The following is a 16534-nucleotide window of genomic DNA, read 5'->3' on the forward strand; positions in this document are numbered from 1 at the left end:
CCCAGAGTGTAGCCTTGCGAGGTGTGCTACGTTTTACGCTTACATATAAACTGAACAAAAGCTTTAGAAGAGGAGAATGAGATTGAAACAACACAAGCATTCTTGGTTAAAAGAATGGGTATTGCCGATTGGTGTCGGAGTAGTTGTTGCCTTTGGATTGAAAACATGGGTTGTAAGTGCCGCTGTAGTTCCTTCATCGTCTATGTACCCAACGATCCCTGCAACAGAGACTCACCATGTGTATATCTTGGATGAGCGTTTTGCAGATTTATAAACTCCCGCAGGGCAAGGGTTCTGAGGGCATGAAAAAGGACTTCACCCCAACCTTCGAGAAAATTTCAAGTAACCCAAACCAGAAATTTTCGAGGAGGGAAGTCCCACTATGTATATTCTCCAACCATCGCTCTTTTCCTTTGAAGACTGGTTAGAAATTGACTCCAGCGATCGTCTGCCCTTGTTCTTTGCTGTCTTGGATTTACAACCCTATGCTTCAAAATTGAGAAAACAGTCACCCCAAGGCGCGAAACCTATGAATCGTGAAGCGATTCTGCGTGCATTGCTGGCTGCTCCGCTTGAAGGAATCTCAACGTTCACAAGGCTTCATGAACGGTTGGCGCTAGATATATGCTTTCGCTACCAGTGTGGGTTTCGAATCGACGAAGCAGCCCCGTCGGTCTCCACACTGAGTCGCGTGTTTTCAGCCGTTGTTGAGTTGGGTCTCGCTGAGAAGCTCTTCATTGACCTGGTTAGTCAATGTAAAGAAGCGAGCATCATCAACGGACGCCATTTGGCTGTGGACAGTGCCGCCGTGAAGTCCTACGAGAAAAAACAACCTAAGTCCAAGAGCCAGGAAACGGGCAATGCCAACTGGGGCGCAAAATACGATACCTTTGGCAACAAGCTTGCTTGGTTCGGATACAAATTCCACTTGGCTGTGGACACCGCGAGTGAACTGCCAGTTGCTTTGGATGTCACACCAGCGAACGTCTTTGATGGTGAGATGGCGGCGCCATTGCTGGAACACGTCGTGACGACGCACGGTTGGAAAATCGACTTTGTCATGATGGATGCTGGATATGATCAAGTCAAAAACTATGAAACGGTTCGTCAATATGGTGCACAGGCGATTATCGCGATGAACAAGCGCGGTGAAAAAGAACCGCCTGAAGGAATCGCATCGGACGGGACGCCGCGTTGCACGATGGGATATAACATGGTGTATTGGGGTGCGGACGGTGACCGACTAAAGTTTCGCTGTCCGCACGCGGTTGGGAAGGTGGATTGTCCGCTTGGAATCGCGGCATGTTCCGAATCCAACTACGGTATGGTGGTCAAAAAGCGGATCACAGAAGATATTCGGCGGTACTGCACACCACACCGAGGCACGCAGAATTGGAAGTTGTTATACAACGAGCGAACTGCTGTAGAGCGTTGCAACGCAAGGCTTAAGACAAATTTGACGGCAAACGACGTCCATGTCCGAGGCATCCGAAAAGTAAAGGCGTACATGTTCCTCAACGCGATCGTGTTACTTGCATCGGCACTAGCTGTGAACCATATCGAACGACACAAGAAAACTGCATAAATCATAACAAGTTGACCTGATGAGACACGGCGCAAGAATACCGATATATGGAATATTGTCTGCTTACCCTAGGTGTTGTTCCTTTTTCACCTCCACCCAAAACGACCATTCTGCAAAACGCTCGGTTAAAAGAATGGGTATTGCCGATTGGTGTCGGAGTAGTTGTTGCCTTTGGATTGAAAACATGGGTTGTAAGTGCCGCTGTAGTTCCTTCATCGTCTATGTACCCAACGATCCCTGCAACAGAGACTCACCATGTGTATATCTTGGATAATAAATTAGCAACAGATTTTGGTCGAAAAATTTACCGAGGGGAAGTCGTAGTATTCCATTTTCCAGACAACCCAAAGGAGTTGTACGTTAAGCGAGTCATCGGTCTCCCTGGGGACACGGTTGAAGTTACAGCTAATGCAGTGTATATAAATGGGAAAAAATTAAATGAATCCAATCAATTTATCGCCAAGTCAAACGAACCAAAATTAGGTATTTATCATGTGCCAGCTGGGCACTATTTTATGTTAGGAGATAACCGTACAGTTTCCATAGATAGTCGCTATTGGGTTCACAAATATGTGGCGCGTTCTGCCATCATAGGGGAAGCGGATTTTGTGATTGCCCCAATTAGCGACATTGGTCCAATTTCACAAAGTTTATCTGCTTCAAATGGAATTGGCTCAAAAAAATAAAAAGTCGCACCAATTTAACAAGAGTAAATACAAAAATCATGATATTTTATAAATAATGGAATCAAAAGCAAGTGTATGATGTGCGCGGCTCCCTGGATTTTATCAGCGTTCTCGTTGAATTTCTTACACGGGCTGTCATGGAGTATCAACGAACTAACAAGCCTTGGAGGCAGAGAAACGACTTAAGCACCGAACACAGGATATGAGTATGCGATATAAATACATTTAATCAATAAAAATACATCATTTCTATTCGTAAAGGCTCGTGGAATAGTGGAGGCCACATTAAATATGCAGCCGATATACGCTCGAAACTAGGAATTAGGCTAGGAGAAATATCAAATCCGGCACATCCAATGAAGCCCGTGTGATTGGGCTATGTCATAACCGGTCGTTTGACATAGGATCAACACGGAGCCAGAACAACTGGACACACCAGGATATTTTCAAATGTAAAGGAACAAAACGAAGTCCGATCATATATTCCTTTAGGGGAATATCCAGCTTCAACAGGGCTGCGGCACAATGCGCGAAGTTCATCCCATCATACATCGGTGCGCCGTATGTCTCCATACAGAATCCGAAAAACCGAGATAATATCAAGCCTTCGTCATTGCGCGAAACGACCTTATTTTTAACCCCACTTCAGGTTCGCGCGAGCATAACCCATCAATCGTTCAAATCCATGTTCCCCAATGTCCATCTCACAAGTTGTCGAATCTGGCCGCCGCCTCATGGCTACGCGTATCTCAAGCGTCACTCGCCATAGCCCCAACCTAGGGCCGAAGTCGCGCGGAAAACCAAAAGCAAGCGACAAAATATCAAACGCGTGATACCCGGGAAAATCCCCAACACCGTATCACGCGTTTGATGTTCCTGCATGTACAAAAACCACATCTTACTTTTTGCCGATGGCGACCACTTCAATGCCGTTGCGTGTCAATTCCGAGCGAATTTCATTGGCGAATGCCAGTGCATGCGCGCCGTCTCCATGAATACACACCGTATCAGCCTGAATGGATACGTCTACCCCTTGTTGCGACAAAACCTTGCCTTCTTGCACCATGCGCACGACCTGCGCAACCGACTGCTTCGTGTCCAGAATCAACGCGTCCGCTTGTCGGCGCGGGGTGAGCGTGCCATCCTGCTGATACGTTCTATCCGCGAAAACTTCGCTCGCCGTACGCAGCCCGATTTGCTGTCCAGCCTTAATCAACTCGCTACCGGATAACCCGTAGAGAATCAGTTCCGGATTGACGTCGTAGACGGCTTTCGCAATCGCTGCTGCCAGCGCATAGTTGACTGAAGCCATGTTGTAGAGCGCACCGTGCGCCTTGACGTGCTGCACTGTGCCGCCCTGGGCTTTGACGAATCCGTAGAGGGCACCGATTTGATAAACGACCATGTCGTACGCTTCCTCTGGGCTAATTGCCATGTTTCTGCGCCCGAACCCGACAAGGTCCGGCAAGCCCGGATGCGCGCCAATCGCCACACCTTTTTCCAGGGCCAACGCGACTGTCTTGCGCATGGATGCCGGATCCCCTCCGTGAAATCCGCACGCCACGTTGGCAGACGTCACGAAATCTAGAATCTCAGCGTCCGTTCCGAGCTTATACACACCAAAACTTTCTCCCATGTCGCAGTTGATATCGAGACGAAACATGATTAATCCCTACCTTTCGGATAAATGTTTAAGCGAAGCCTTCAAACGGTTGATATTCTGGTGCTGTTCTCGGAGCCAGCGCTGAGCCTGATCCAACGTGACCAGTTCAAAACCGACGCGTTGCCCTGGGCGGACCTGGGCGATGATGGGGAGATCGGCTTGAATCACTTGCGCGATTTTCGGATAGCCCCCTATCGTCTGCCTGTCTGCAAGAAGAATGATCGGGTTTCCGTCCGACGGGACCTGCACGGTCCCCGCAGTGACTGCCTCGGAAATCAGTTCCACCTGCTCTGTCAACTCAAGTGACGGTCCAGACAAGCGGTATCCCATCCTATCCGATCTCGACGACACCTCAAACCGCTCCCCCAACAACACCTTGCGCGACGCCTCTGTGAAATCCTCAAATTGTCCGCCTGGAATCACGCGGAGGACTGGATTGCCCTGATACCTCGGCAGCATGTCTTTGCTGACAGACCAGTTTGGGTAGGCAAATCGCGATTCGCGAGCCATCACCGATAAAGTGCCTTTAGCAATCAGGGGGCGTTCGACGGCATCGCCCATCTGTAAGACGTCGCCTTGTCGCAGTGCACGGCCTTCGTATCCTCCAATGGCAGCCTTCAGATATGTACTCGCGCTGTTCATCACCATCGGGACGCGAAAACCACCTTCGACGGCCAAGTAGGCTCGGCAGCCATCCGTCGTCGACTTGAAAGTTAGCGTACTGCCCGCGCGGACGTATACAGGACGCCATGTCGGAACAACTCTGTCGTCAATCATCCCCGTCATGCCAAAGCCCGTGATAGCAATGAGGCAATCTTCCTCGAATAAAAGCGAAGGGCCAAGTAGCGTCATCTCGAGCGCCGCCGTATTTTCGCGGTTGCCGACGAGTACATTAGCAACTTTCAGAGCAAATGCGTCCATGGCGCCACTGACAATCACGCCATACTTTTGAAAGCCGAATCGGCCCAAATCTTGAATTGTCGTCAGCATTCCGGAATGTAGGACCCTAATCAATTTCTTGAAAACTCCTCTAACATGAGCTGATATTCATCCTCTGTAATGGCGTAAAAACGCACATGGTCCCCGGCGCGAAGCAAGGTTGGCGGGTGCTCTTTCGGCCGAAACAACGCCAGGGGCGTGCGACCAATCAGGCGCCAACCGCCTGGCGTCTCAATTGGGTAGACGCCCGTTTGTGCGCCAGCGATGCCAACGGTCCCTGGAGGAATCGCCAAACGGGGCGACGGGAGCCTGGGCGTGGCAATTTTCTCACTCATCCCCCCGATATACGGAAACCCTGGAGCAAATCCAATCATATAAACGAGATAATCCGCTCCAGTATGAATCGCGATGACCTCATCGGGCGTCAAGTGGTTGTGACGAGCGACCGCTTCGAGATCAGGACCAAATTCGCCGCCATAGCACACCGGAATCTCTACCGTCTTCGAAGATTCGTCCGTCCCGGTCACAATTTGGTCTTCCAAACCTTTGAATTGCGCAATCACTTCGTCATACGTGATTTGCATCACGTCGTAAAACGCAGTCACCGTCGTGAACGACGGAACACATTCCACCATCCCGGGAAACGGGTGATCTTCAAGATACGAAACGAGTGCCATCACCGTTCGATGGTTCGCGATGTTGATCTCGCTGCCAACGCGGATGACGACGGCCGCATCACCAAGCGGATAAAAATCCAACAGTTTGCACCCCTCCATCGATTTCAGCGACAAAATAGCGAATTTCCTTTCGCGATTGAATAGGTACCATGGCAATGCGAGCGAGCGAACGAGCAATCTACCATATTAAATTTATTATATTACTAGAATAATATTCTGTATTCATTTGCGGCAAATGATCCGCTCGCAATCAAATGACGCTGGCTGTCATCCGCCAAAACGCCTAGCGCACAGTCTGCCTGACCAACAAAAGCGGGATTCGCCACGCCATCGCAGCGAATCCCGTCTATCTGTGCAATCTGTACCGACGACCCGACGAGCCACCCGACGCACTCACACGCCAGAGTACGCCATGAAGCCTCCGTCTACGGGAATGGTAATGCCTGTCACGAAGCCGGACATATTCTCATCAACCAGCCACAGCAGGGTTCCAAGTAGGTCAACAGGTTTGCCAAAGCGCCGCATAGGCGTGTGCGAGATAATTTTGTGCGAGCGTTCCGTCAGCGACCCATCTTCGTTGGTCAGCAGTTTCTCATTCTGCTTGGTCAGGAAGAATCCCGGTGCGATGGCGTTCACGCGAATGCCCGATTCCGCCAGATGCACCGCCAGCCACTTCGTAAAGTTCTCAATGGCCGCCTTGGCCGCACTATAAGCAGGAACCTTCGTCATCGGACTCGGAGCGCTCATCGACGACATGTTGATAATCGTCGTACCCGCTCGGTTCACCATCTGCTTCGCGAACACTTGCGTCGGAATGAGAGAACCTAAGAAATTCAGGCGGAAGACGAAGTCGATGCCGTCGGTGGCGAGATCGAAAAAGGAAGTCACCTCCGGGTTATCGAGGTCTTCTTGCCGAAAGATTTCGTTGGTCGTCGTGCCTTTTGGGTGATTGCCGCCCGCGCCGTTGATGAGAATATCGCACGGTCCAAGTTCCTTGCGGACGACTTCCTCTGCCCGGCGCACGCTGTCGACATCCAGTACGTCGCACGCGACAGCAATCGCCTCGCCGCCCGCCTCGCGAATTTCTTGCGCGACGCGTTCCCCCGTCTCAGCCGTGCGGTTTAACACGGCTACTTTGGCGCCCTGTCGGCCCAATTCCACGGCCATGGCGCCACACAGCACACCGCTCCCGCCTGTGACGACCGCAACTTTTCCGCGCAAATTTGGATTGATTGGAATCATGCCTGCTCCCCCTTCGCGCGCTCCAGCGAGTCCCAGATGCCCCACAGGTACATAATCCCGAGAGCCCTATCATACAATCCGTATCCTGGTCGACACTGTTCACCCCACAGCTGACGGCCGTGGTCCGGGCGGACGTAGCCCGTGTAACCTTTGTCGTGATACGCCTTGACGATTCCGTAAATATCCAGCGACCCATCCTGCGTCCGATGCGACGTCTCGACAAAGTCGCCATTCTCGTAAATTTTCACGTTGCGAATGTGGGCGAACGGCACCCTGTCGGCAAATTCGTATACCATCGCTATCACGTCATTATCCGGATTCGCGCCCAATGCGCCACTGCACAAGGTCACGCCATTGGCTGGGCTGTCGACGAGCTGTAAGAAGCGGCGCAGATTGTCTTGGTTGGTGATGATGCGTGGGAGTCCGAAGACGGACCACGGCGGATCATCCGGGTGAATGGCCATTGTAATGCCACTCCGCTGTGCCACTGGGATAATCTCTTGGAGAAAATACTCGAGATTCCGCCACAGATCTTCCTCTGTGACCCCTTTGTACAATTCAAAGAGGCGCGAAAGGTCTTGAAGACGCTCGGGTTCCCAGCCAGGCATTGTCAGGGCGGAATTGCGCGTAATTTTTTCGACGAGTTCCATCGGATCGATATTCTCCAACTTGGCCTTCTCGTAGAATAACGCGGTTGAGCCATCCTCGTTCTTTCGGTTCAAATCTGTGCGCACCCAATCGAACACCGGCATGAAGTTGTAGCAGATAACCTTCACGCCCACTTGCCCGAGCTTTTCAATCGTACGCTTGTAGTTTTCAATGTACTTGTCTCTCGTCGGCAGGCCGAGTTTGATATCCTCGTGCACATTGACGCTCTCGACGACTTCCGTGTGAAATCCGTAGCGATTTGCAGCGTCGACCACCGCGCGAATCTTATCCATCGGCCACTCTTCGCCTGCCGGAACATCGTGCAGCGCCCAGACAACACCCTCAACCCCTGGTATTTGCCGAATCTGGTCAAGTGTAACCGTATCGTTGCCTTCGCCGTACCACCGAAACACCATTCTCATCTGCTCATCCCGCCTTGTAGTCGTTCACGATTTGGACAACCCGCCGTGCGTACGCCGTGACGCTTTCCATGTTCCCCTCGGCCTTGGCCTGTTTGGACAAATCGCTGCCAATCCCGACAGCCAAAGCACCTGCCGCGAGCCATTCCCGCAGATTTTCCGCATTTACCCCGCCGGTCGGAATAAACTCCGCCTGGGGCAAGGGTCCCTTGAACGCCTTGATGGCACTTGGGCTAAATAGATTGGATGGGAACAACTTCACAATCCCACATCCGAGTTGCAAGGCCTCGATGGTTCCCTGGATGTTGGCGACCCCTGGAACCACCGGCACTTGATAGAGATGACAGAGACGCACCGTTTCCACGTCGAGTGCCGGACTCACCACAAATTCTGCGCCAGCCAGAATCGCCTGGCGGGCCGTCGTACTGTCGAGCACTGTCCCCGCGCCGATCACGGCTCGACCGTCGTACTTTTTACGCGCCCACGTGATGATCTCGATGGCCCCCGGCGTCGTCATCGTCACTTCCATCAGCGTCATGCCACCGGCAATCGCCGCGTCAATCACCGCCATCGCCGTCTCCTGCGCATTTTCGCGAATGACCGCAATGACACGCTCCTCGATGACTCTCTGAATCACTTGAATACTCCGCATGCCGTGCCCCCCTATCTGCGCCTTAGCGCGCAATGGAACTGCGCTTCCCCAAAAACTGTTCAACTTCCTCCATCGTCGGCAACGCCTCGTAATCGCCGACGGCTGTCACTGCAAGGGCGCCAACCGCATTAGCCAACTCCGCGCACTTGGCAGGTTCCCACCCTTCGAGGTAACCCGTCAAAAAGCCGGCACAGAAGCCGTCCCCCGCACCCACTGAGTCGATCTCGGTGACCTTGAATCCGGGAACCGTGATCCGATTCTCCGACGTCGCGTAGATACACCCGCTTGGACCCAGTTTCAGCACGATGGTGGGAATCCCCATATCCAAAAACCTGTCAAGCACTTCATCTGCATCCGCCTCTGGCCGGTTCAAGAGCAAACGCGCTTCGTCCAGCCCTGGAAAGAAAAAGTCTGCCTCGCGGGCCATTGGCAACAGCGTCGCCCGCGCTTCTTCCGCACTCCACAGCTTCAGGCGCAGGTTCGGGTCAAAGCTGATTCGTACCGAATTTCGTTTCGCAAGTGACATCGCATGCGTCACAACATCCCGGCAGGACGCGCTCAACGCCGGCGTGATACCTGTCAAATGCAGCAGTTTTGCGCCCCGAATCATGTCCTCGCGGACGTCATCCACTTGCAAGGTGGACGCTGCCGACCGCTCTCTGTAATAGTAGACTCGCGAGTCTTCATCGCGAATCCGTTCCTTGAACATGATGCCGGTGGGTGCGTCGGACAAACTGACATACCGGGTGTCCACCCGCTCAGCATTTAGTGTGTATAAGATCTCTTCCCCAAACGGATCTCGCCCCACTTTACTAATCCACGCGCTCTCGTGCCCCAACCGAGAGACGCCAATCGCGACGTTACTCTCCGCGCCGCCAATACTTTTGGATAATACTTGCGAGGATTTTAGCCGCCCACCGCCGTGAAACGGTTTGAGCAGGACCATTGTCTCACCGAGCGTAATGAGTTCTGCCATCGTTGTTCGCCTCCTAGTACAACCCCTTCGACAACACCCAGTCCCGGCCGTCGCAGCGCCCCTTGCCACATGCTGGCGAACTGCGGCGTCGGCTGTCTGTTATCCAGTACCGCCAATCCCTATTCTACTCCGAAAAGAAGGCGCTTACGATCACCCGCTCGCCATAACACATACTAGTATACCAGTCGGGTGTAGCCCTGGCAATTTACGCCTAGGGCCGCCCCGCCAATCCCGACTGCACACGGGTCAAACGGATTGCGATTCTCCCTTTTCCCCAGTCCAATCCCGCTGAATCTGCTCCAGTGACTTCCCTTTCGTCTCCGGCACAAAACGTAGCGTAAAGAGGAACATGATGATGCACATGAGTGCAAAGACCCAAAAGGTGATAGAGGCGCCAAGGTGGCTCATCATTACCGGGAAGAACTGCGTCACCAAGTAGGTTGCGCCCCAGAGCACGAACGATCCGATTGCCATCGCCCGCCCACGAATACGCGTCGGGAAAATCTCGGATATGACAATCCACACGCCACCACCCCACGACAGCTCAAACGCGACCGTGTGGAGCAGGATAAATGCCAAGACCACGCCAATACTGACGGTCGCCGCTTCGAACGAGACCCCGAGGATGATGAGAAAGATGGCCATCATGCTCGCGCCAATCAATAAGAGGCGGCGGCGTCCGACGCGATCGACCAACAACATCAGCACAATCGTGAATATCACCTTAATCGCGCCAATGAGTACGGTTTCAATTAAGGCCGCATTATCGCCTGCACCACCTTGTTTGAAGATAATTGGCGCGTAGTAGGCGACGGCACTGGTCCCAGTGAACTGCTGCATCGCGGCGAGCACGACCGCGACAAGCAACGCGACTCGAATTCCTCGCCGCATCAACTCGCGCCACAGGCCATTTACCTCGCTTTCCTCGCGAAGTGAAGTCGTGATCTGCGCCAGTTCGGCCTGCGCCACAACTGCCCCATTAATCTTCTCAAGGACAGCCAACGCGCGCGCCTCGTGCCCCTGTTTGAGCAAGTAGCGCGGGCTCTCTGGAACCCAAAACAGCAAAATAAAGAAGATGATACCTGGAATCGCACCCACGCCAAACATCCAACGCCAGCCGTACGCTTGATCCCACGCGTGCGTGTGAACGTTTGCAATGACGGCATTGACGATGTAGACAATGAAAATGCCTAGCACAACACCCAACTGATTGGTCCCGACGAGCCTACCGCGTATGCTCGCAGGGGAAATCTCAGAAATATATAGCGGCGATAGCATGGAGGCCACGCCAATTCCGATCCCACCGACAATGCGTGCAATCACCAACACGGCGACAGAGTTGGCCGCCCCCGCCCCCAAACTCGACGCCACGAACAATAACCCTGCGAGCAACAACACCGGCTTTCTCCCCAACCTGTCACTCAAAAACCCCGCAATCAACACACCGAGCATGGCCCCGAGCGGGATACTGGCCGATACAAATCCTTCAAGGCTGGAGTCCATGTGAAACTGTGTCTGCAGAAAGCCAATGGCCCCGGAAATAACCCCTTGGTCGTAGCCAAACAGAAATCCACCAATGGCCGCTACCCCTGACACCAAACTCACAAAACGGGTATTCGATGGCCGTGCATATTGCGTTGAAATCTGCGTAGACAATTCGTTCACCATCCCATCTGCGACAAAATTCCTTGCATCGTTCGTCGGGCTACGGAGTGCTGCGTGTAGTCAGCGCAAGAACTCCAGAAAGCGGTTACAAATCGTGCAACAATACAACCGCCAAAAGCGCCCGATTTCAGTATACTTGTATACTATATGCTGTCCGATTGTTCCATATGATTCTTCGGATAACACAGATTGGGCGCTTGGCGTGTACCGGTAGTATATTCTAGGGGGAAAGTACATTTAGGAGCAAGCGAAACAATGTCTGTTCCGCCTGCTCCTTCTCTCTCATTTCATAGGCTGTTTCAATAGATTATACCGTAAACGAAACAAATTGATTCGTCTCAGCGCTTTGCCATGCAGCTTCCGTAAAACGGGCAACCTGGTACCCGCATTCCGCCGGCGCTGCTGGGGACGCGATGCGCCCTAAAACGAGATCGACAAAATCCGCATCCGGATTGCTCGACGGCGGCAAGTCCTGTTCGGAAACGCGTTCGACAGGTCCGTTCAGCCCTTTTGAAACGAGAATCTTCCCATTTCGGTACAAAGCGGATCCTTTCGTTCCATGAATAGAGACATCCTCCCACCAGTTTACAGTCGCACTGCCAACCACATTGATTGTTCCCATCGCGCCACCCACAAAGCGGATGGTCAGTGCACTGTCAATGTCGACCTCTGTGCCTCGATTGTCGATGTTCGCCAGCACAGCCTCAGGTGTCATACCCGTCAGCCACAATACGACATCTATCAAATGTGATCCTGAATCATTTAACTGACCACCGCAGGAAAGCGACTTGTTTTGCCGCCAGGTCCCGCGCTGCGACTCAAGCCAGTTTTGCGCCTGGTAAGCGGTGATAAACCGAATCTCGCCAAGTTCTCCGCTTTGGATCAGGTTGCGAAGATAGATATACGGCCCTTGCAGATGCCGCTGATAACTGACGACGAGGTGACGACCCACAGCCTCTGCTTCTTTGATGATTTTTCGCGCGTTCTCACTGCCCGCCACAAACGGCTTTTCCATCAACACGTGCAAACCTTTTTGCAGGCAAGCCATACCTTGCTCAAAGTGCTGGCTGTGCGGCGTGACAATCACCGCTGCATCCGCTTGAACAGCTTCAAAGGCGTCTTCGATAGTCGAAAACGAAGGCACGTCTTGCAACACGTGCGAGAGCGACCTTGCTCTTTCGATAGACTGCTCAGACGGATCGACCAATCCAACAATTTCAGCATCCTCGATTTCGAGAATGTTGCGAATATGCGCCTGCCCCATACCGCCTACGCCAATCATCAGGAATCGCACTTTATTCATCGTCATCGCCCCTTCATGTTTGCAAATTAGGAAATGTGTCCGCTGAGATGCGCATAAGCCTTGCGAATCCCATTCAACTCATCGTCTAAGGTTCCAAAGTACCGCGCATCCTCCAACTCAATCGATACACAGCCCTTGTAATCGATGCGTTGCAAGCGATACGCCACACGGGCCCAATCCACTTCGCCCGTGCCGGGAATGCAGTATCTCCATGGCCCTTCTGAAAATGCGGGTGCCGCATCCAGGCGGGCGGCCATGATCCCGTACAAGTACTGCTGCTCGTGAAGCAGCTCCGTGTCTTTGCCATGACAGTGGACGATTCTGTCCGAAAATTCGTCAAAGACGCGAAGATAGTCAATGCCGAGGCGAATGAGATGTGACGGATCGAAACATAATCCCAAAGCGCTCGACGGCACTGCACGGAACATGGCGCGCCACACTTCTGGAGTGTAGCCTAGCGTCGGGTAATGCGGTCCGGGTCCAGGCCACCCTTCAATCGCTATACGAACCCCGTTTTCCTCGCATGTCTTAGCAATGGCCGGAAACGACTCCTCAAAATATTCAAGTGACGCGGCAATCGGCTGATACACATCCTCAGGCACAAGGCAGACAAAAGCGACCTTGCCGCCAAGGCGAGAGATTTGGGCAATCTGATTACAGACGCTTTCTACAGCTCGCTTGCGCTTATCGCTGTCGCGTGAAATCGTTTGGGCGACATCCTTTAAGTCCACCGTTCCGATGGTCAATTCTTTGCGACGGCAGACTTCAGCAATTTCCTCATTTATCTCCGGCAGATCAATGGCAGTTAATCCAATCGATTTCAACAATTCCGAAACACGCGGCATCCCCTCTGCCCTCAATTTAGACGGAATTCTGGCGCCAATCGGTGTGTTCATGACATCGTCTCCTCTCAGTTCCATCATGTTTGCATAAGCTGCTTATAGCTCGACAAGAAACGTCTTGATTTCGTACGGGTTCAATGAAAACGTCAGATGCGGGTTGGTTGTCTTTTCGCCGATAGGCCGCTCAAGCAAGTCGCATTCTTGCCAGCTCTTTACGCGGAGTCCGCTCGTCACCTGAATGACATCGCGGCCGCCGGAAAAATCGTGCAGGCGAACAACCAACTTGCCCTCGTCTTCCGCTCGTTTGACAGCGTCGACCATGACGTGATGAGCTGAAATTTGGAAGAGGCTGAACGCATCCTTCCCGGTGCCGCCTTCACAGTAAGTCAACGGGTTGTTCAAGAACCATGCAGCCTGCACCGTTCCACCTTCATACCAGTCTCCCTGGTGCGGCAACAAGGCGTAAGTGAACTCGTGCTTCCCTTGATCCGCCTCAACGTCCGGGTAAGTAGCAGATTTGATCAGCGAGAGGCGCATCACGTTGTCCTTGACGTCGTGTCCATACTTGCAGTTGTTGAGCAAGCTGACGCCGTACCCGCGCTCCGACAAGTCCACCCACTGGTGCGCAACCGTCTCAAAGCGCGCTTGATCCCAGCTCGTGTTCCAGTGCGTCGGCCGCTTCACATTGCCAAACTGGATATCGTACGTCGCCTCCGTGGCCCGAATGTCGACCGGAAACGCCACTTTCAAAAGTTGCTCCCGCTCGTGCCAATCGACCGTCGTCTCAAAGTCCAACCGCCGATTGTCCGCATATGCCGTCAAGTCCTGTGTAATCGTCGATTGGCCGTACTTCCAGGCAAAGCGAACTTTGATGGAAAGCGGTCCTTCCTCGACAACTTCAGCACCGAGGAAATCGTTCACTTCCCGCATCTTTTCCTGGTAGAAAATATCGATGTCCCAAGCGTCGAACATCATCGGTTTGTCTTCGAAGACCTGAAAAACGTTCCCCCGCTCGCCCGGCTTCAGCACTTCCCTGTCCGCTTCAATGTCGTAAATCCTGTCGAGCTGCCCGTGCTGGTTCCACTGAATGTAGTAATGCGGCGTTGTCAAAGAGTTATCCGCTCTCGCAAACAGCGTCGGCAAAGACTCAGACCCTTCCGACGAAACAAACCGAATGGTTGCAAAGCCCAAAGCCGGCAGATCCTCGACTTGAACAAGCACACCGCCGCCGATGACCTGTGTCGTCAACGCCTCGCCCTTTGCGTCGACAAATTGCCCGCCTGTAAATGCGCCTTCGATGCGAACCAAGCCGGACGCGGTCCAAGGGGCCGAATTGAAAATCGTATACACGCCTTCTGTCCCGCTGGAAACAAGCCCATTGGCGGCCTCGCGCCAGACGCGCCTTGCGATATCCTCTGCTTTCTGATATTCCTCGCGGCTGTCTTCATAGACTTCGTGGATAGATGATCCCGGAATAATATCGTGAAACTGATTGCGAAGGATGATTTTCCACCCAGCGTTAAGACTTGCACATGCATACGACTGCCAATCCTGCTTCAGCGCGCACCCGAGCACAGACAGCCACTCTGTCTCGCGGTACAACAGCTCAAGCTCGCGGTTCTTGCGCTTGTTGTACGCCTGGCTCGTATACGTCCCGCGGTGATACTCCAGGTACAGCTCGCCGTCCCACGTGTGGACGTACGTCTCTGAGGCTTTCACCGTCTCGTGCAAGCGTTCAAAATACGCATCTGCGCGCCCCGTCTGTACTTTCGGAAGACCCGGCATATCTTCAAGCCGTCTGCGCATCTCCAGCATCTCTCGGTTGACGCCGCCGCCTCCGTCTCCGTAACCGTAGGACAACAGCAATTCCCGGTTTACCGACTTGTCGCGGTAACTCTTCCAAATCCCTTGCACCGTGTACGGGGTGATTTGACCGTTGTACGTGTACCACCACATCTTCGGGTTATCGATTTCCGGCGTTGTGATGAAGTGCGCCAACACTTCCGATCCGTCCATGCCCCTCCACACAAATGTATCGTGCGGCATGCGGTTGTACTGGTTCCAGCTGATCTTCGTCGTCATGAACGTGTCAATTCCGGACTTCTTCAAGATCTGAGGCAACGCCCAACTGTATCCAAACACATCCGGAAGCCACAAGTACGTGCTCTTGCGTCCAAACTCCCTTTCGAAGAAACGGGTTCCAAACAGGATTTGCCGCACAAGCGATTCGCCTGAAGTGAGGTTGCAATCCGCTTCAAGCCACATCGCCCCTGCCGCTTCCCATCTTCCTTCATTCACTCGCTGCTTAATTTGCTCGTAAATCTCCGGATAATCCTGCTTGATATAGTCGTAAAGCTGAGGCTGCGTCTGCAAGAACACATACTCCGGATACTTCTCCATCAACCGAAGCACTGTCGAGAACGCTCTCGCCGCTTTCTCTCTCGTATGCCTCAATCTCCAAAGCCACGCCACGTCGATGTGCGTATGCCCTAAAGCTGTCACCGTGACGGCGCGATGGCGTGAAATGCCCTCTATTCCCTCACGCAGCCCTCCTCTTGCCTCCTGAACAGATGCATAAAAGAAATCTGAGCCAGGGACACGCCAGTCAATCATACGAAACGCCTGCTCAAGCGCTTCGATGAGCTGCGTCCTGTCCGGGTGCTCTTCAGGCAATACCTGAACCGTCTCTAAGGCCGCCTTCGCCGTGTAATACAAGTCATCTACATCTGCATCGAGCCAGGCAATTTCCGCCCGCTTCACCTTGTGTTCCTGAGGTGTCGGCTTGCCACCGCCCTCGAGGCCCGACCAAAGGCGAAAATCCAATTGCACGGTCGATCCCGCCAGAGCCTTATCGAAAAACACCTCCTGGTGATTTGCATCAACACCTTGATACGGTTGCCCGTTGACATAGAGCAGCGACTCAAATCCGGAGTTGTTTCCCCCGCCTGTCTTGCCAAAATCAAAACGACCTAACGGGGACCTGTGTCCCCAACTCGCAGGAAGCACAGCGCTTGCCGTGATCCAAAGATACCTGTCTCGGCCAACCCAAGTATCGCCGACCGAAATAGGTCGCCACTCGCCGTCTTCAGCGGGTCTCTGGCCGACTGCGCCATGTTCATCTTCTTTACACTTCATATCAGTAAGCTCTATGGCGTCGCGATATCGATATTCAGAAAGTTCACGAATGCGAGCTCCTAGTTTTTCCTCTGTCCAAAACAACGATATTCCTCCTATCAT

At 53.0% G+C, this 16534-nt stretch carries 13 protein-coding genes and 1 pseudogene; 3 read left to right on the top strand and 11 right to left on the bottom strand.

The window, feature by feature from the left end; all coding sequences use genetic code 11:
• The first annotated feature begins 82 nt into the window (after nucleotides 1-82).
• The 3 genes from K1I37_RS19175 (at nucleotide 83) to lepB (ending at nucleotide 2271) form a co-directional block, all read left to right on the top strand.
• Nucleotides 83-274 carry a S26 family signal peptidase gene (locus tag K1I37_RS19175; protein ID WP_031218122.1) on the top strand — a complete coding sequence of 64 codons (192 nt, stop codon included), beginning with the start codon at nucleotides 83-85 and terminating at the stop codon, nucleotides 272-274.
• Between the two features lie 108 nt (nucleotides 275-382).
• Nucleotides 383-1585 carry a transposase gene (locus K1I37_RS19180; protein ID WP_242215927.1) on the top strand — a complete coding sequence of 401 codons (1203 nt, stop codon included), beginning with the start codon at nucleotides 383-385 and terminating at the stop codon, nucleotides 1583-1585.
• A gap of 47 nt (nucleotides 1586-1632) precedes the next feature.
• A complete protein-coding gene (gene lepB / locus K1I37_RS19185; protein WP_206918963.1) occupies nucleotides 1633-2271 on the top strand; it encodes a signal peptidase I in 639 nt (212 codons plus the stop codon).
• An 898-nt stretch (nucleotides 2272-3169) separates the two neighbouring features.
• Here lepB and K1I37_RS19190 read toward each other — a convergent pair.
• The 11 genes and pseudogenes from K1I37_RS19190 to K1I37_RS19240 form a co-directional block, all read right to left on the bottom strand.
• A complete protein-coding gene (locus K1I37_RS19190) occupies nucleotides 3170-3934 on the bottom strand; it encodes a LamB/YcsF family protein (RefSeq protein WP_021296556.1) in 765 nt (254 codons plus the stop codon).
• Between the two features lie 9 nt (nucleotides 3935-3943).
• On the bottom strand, nucleotides 3944-4948 hold the full coding sequence (locus K1I37_RS19195; RefSeq protein ID WP_021296557.1) for a 5-oxoprolinase subunit C family protein: 1005 nt from the start codon (nucleotides 4946-4948) through the stop codon (nucleotides 3944-3946).
• The gene (gene pxpB, locus K1I37_RS19200; RefSeq protein ID WP_031218653.1) at nucleotides 4945-5649 is read right to left on the bottom strand and encodes a 5-oxoprolinase subunit PxpB; all 705 of its coding nucleotides are present in this window, start codon (nucleotides 5647-5649) and stop codon (nucleotides 4945-4947) included. The genes K1I37_RS19195 and pxpB overlap by 4 nt, the downstream gene beginning before the upstream one ends.
• Nucleotides 5650-5943: 294 nt before the next feature.
• On the bottom strand, nucleotides 5944-6792 hold the full coding sequence (locus K1I37_RS19205; protein ID WP_021296559.1) for an SDR family oxidoreductase: 849 nt from the start codon (nucleotides 6790-6792) through the stop codon (nucleotides 5944-5946).
• Complete coding sequence (gene uxuA / locus K1I37_RS19210) at nucleotides 6789-7862, bottom strand: mannonate dehydratase (RefSeq protein WP_021296560.1); 1074 nt, start codon at nucleotides 7860-7862, stop codon at nucleotides 6789-6791. Before uxuA ends, K1I37_RS19205 begins: the two co-directional genes overlap by 4 nt.
• 4 nt (nucleotides 7863-7866) lie before the next feature.
• Complete coding sequence (locus tag K1I37_RS19215) at nucleotides 7867-8511, bottom strand: bifunctional 2-keto-4-hydroxyglutarate aldolase/2-keto-3-deoxy-6-phosphogluconate aldolase (protein ID WP_021296561.1); 645 nt, start codon at nucleotides 8509-8511, stop codon at nucleotides 7867-7869.
• Nucleotides 8512-8533: 22 nt separating this feature from the next.
• Nucleotides 8534-9487 (bottom strand): sugar kinase, encoded by a 954-nt coding sequence (locus K1I37_RS19220; RefSeq protein WP_021296562.1) that lies wholly within the window; start codon nucleotides 9485-9487, stop codon nucleotides 8534-8536.
• A 246-nt stretch (nucleotides 9488-9733) separates the two neighbouring features.
• Nucleotides 9734-11164 (bottom strand): annotated as a pseudogene (locus tag K1I37_RS19225) (sugar porter family MFS transporter); the annotation flags it as partial.
• Nucleotides 11165-11459: 295 nt separating this feature from the next.
• Complete coding sequence (locus K1I37_RS19230) at nucleotides 11460-12455, bottom strand: Gfo/Idh/MocA family protein (protein ID WP_021296564.1); 996 nt, start codon at nucleotides 12453-12455, stop codon at nucleotides 11460-11462.
• A 26-nt stretch (nucleotides 12456-12481) separates the two neighbouring features.
• Entirely contained in the window at nucleotides 12482-13351 is an 870-nt protein-coding gene (locus K1I37_RS19235) for a sugar phosphate isomerase/epimerase family protein (protein WP_021296565.1), read from the bottom strand.
• A 42-nt stretch (nucleotides 13352-13393) separates the two neighbouring features.
• Nucleotides 13394-16516 (bottom strand): alpha-mannosidase, encoded by a 3123-nt coding sequence (locus tag K1I37_RS19240; protein ID WP_021296566.1) that lies wholly within the window; start codon nucleotides 16514-16516, stop codon nucleotides 13394-13396.
• Nucleotides 16517-16534: the final 18 nt, after the last annotated feature.

The organism is Alicyclobacillus acidoterrestris (genome assembly GCF_022674245.1).
Lineage (GTDB): Bacteria > Bacillota > Bacilli > Alicyclobacillales > Alicyclobacillaceae > Alicyclobacillus > Alicyclobacillus acidoterrestris.

Excerpts from the sequence above, each read along its gene's own strand:
- K1I37_RS19180 (WP_242215927.1), top strand. The coding sequence starts at position 383 with ATGTATATTCTCCAACCATCGCTCTTTTCCTTTGAAGACTGGTTAGAA.
- lepB (WP_206918963.1), top strand. The coding sequence starts at position 1,633 with ATGGAATATTGTCTGCTTACCCTAGGTGTTGTTCCTTTTTCACCTCCA.
- K1I37_RS19190 (WP_021296556.1), bottom strand. The coding sequence starts at position 3,934 with ATGTTTCGTCTCGATATCAACTGCGACATGGGAGAAAGTTTTGGTGTG.
- pxpB (WP_031218653.1), bottom strand. The coding sequence starts at position 5,649 with ATGGAGGGGTGCAAACTGTTGGATTTTTATCCGCTTGGTGATGCGGCC.
- K1I37_RS19205 (WP_021296559.1), bottom strand. The coding sequence starts at position 6,792 with ATGATTCCAATCAATCCAAATTTGCGCGGAAAAGTTGCGGTCGTCACA.
- uxuA (WP_021296560.1), bottom strand. The coding sequence starts at position 7,862 with ATGAGAATGGTGTTTCGGTGGTACGGCGAAGGCAACGATACGGTTACA.
- K1I37_RS19215 (WP_021296561.1), bottom strand. The coding sequence starts at position 8,511 with ATGCGGAGTATTCAAGTGATTCAGAGAGTCATCGAGGAGCGTGTCATT.
- K1I37_RS19220 (WP_021296562.1), bottom strand. The coding sequence starts at position 9,487 with ATGGCAGAACTCATTACGCTCGGTGAGACAATGGTCCTGCTCAAACCG.
- K1I37_RS19230 (WP_021296564.1), bottom strand. The coding sequence starts at position 12,455 with ATGAATAAAGTGCGATTCCTGATGATTGGCGTAGGCGGTATGGGGCAG.
- K1I37_RS19235 (WP_021296565.1), bottom strand. The coding sequence starts at position 13,351 with ATGAACACACCGATTGGCGCCAGAATTCCGTCTAAATTGAGGGCAGAG.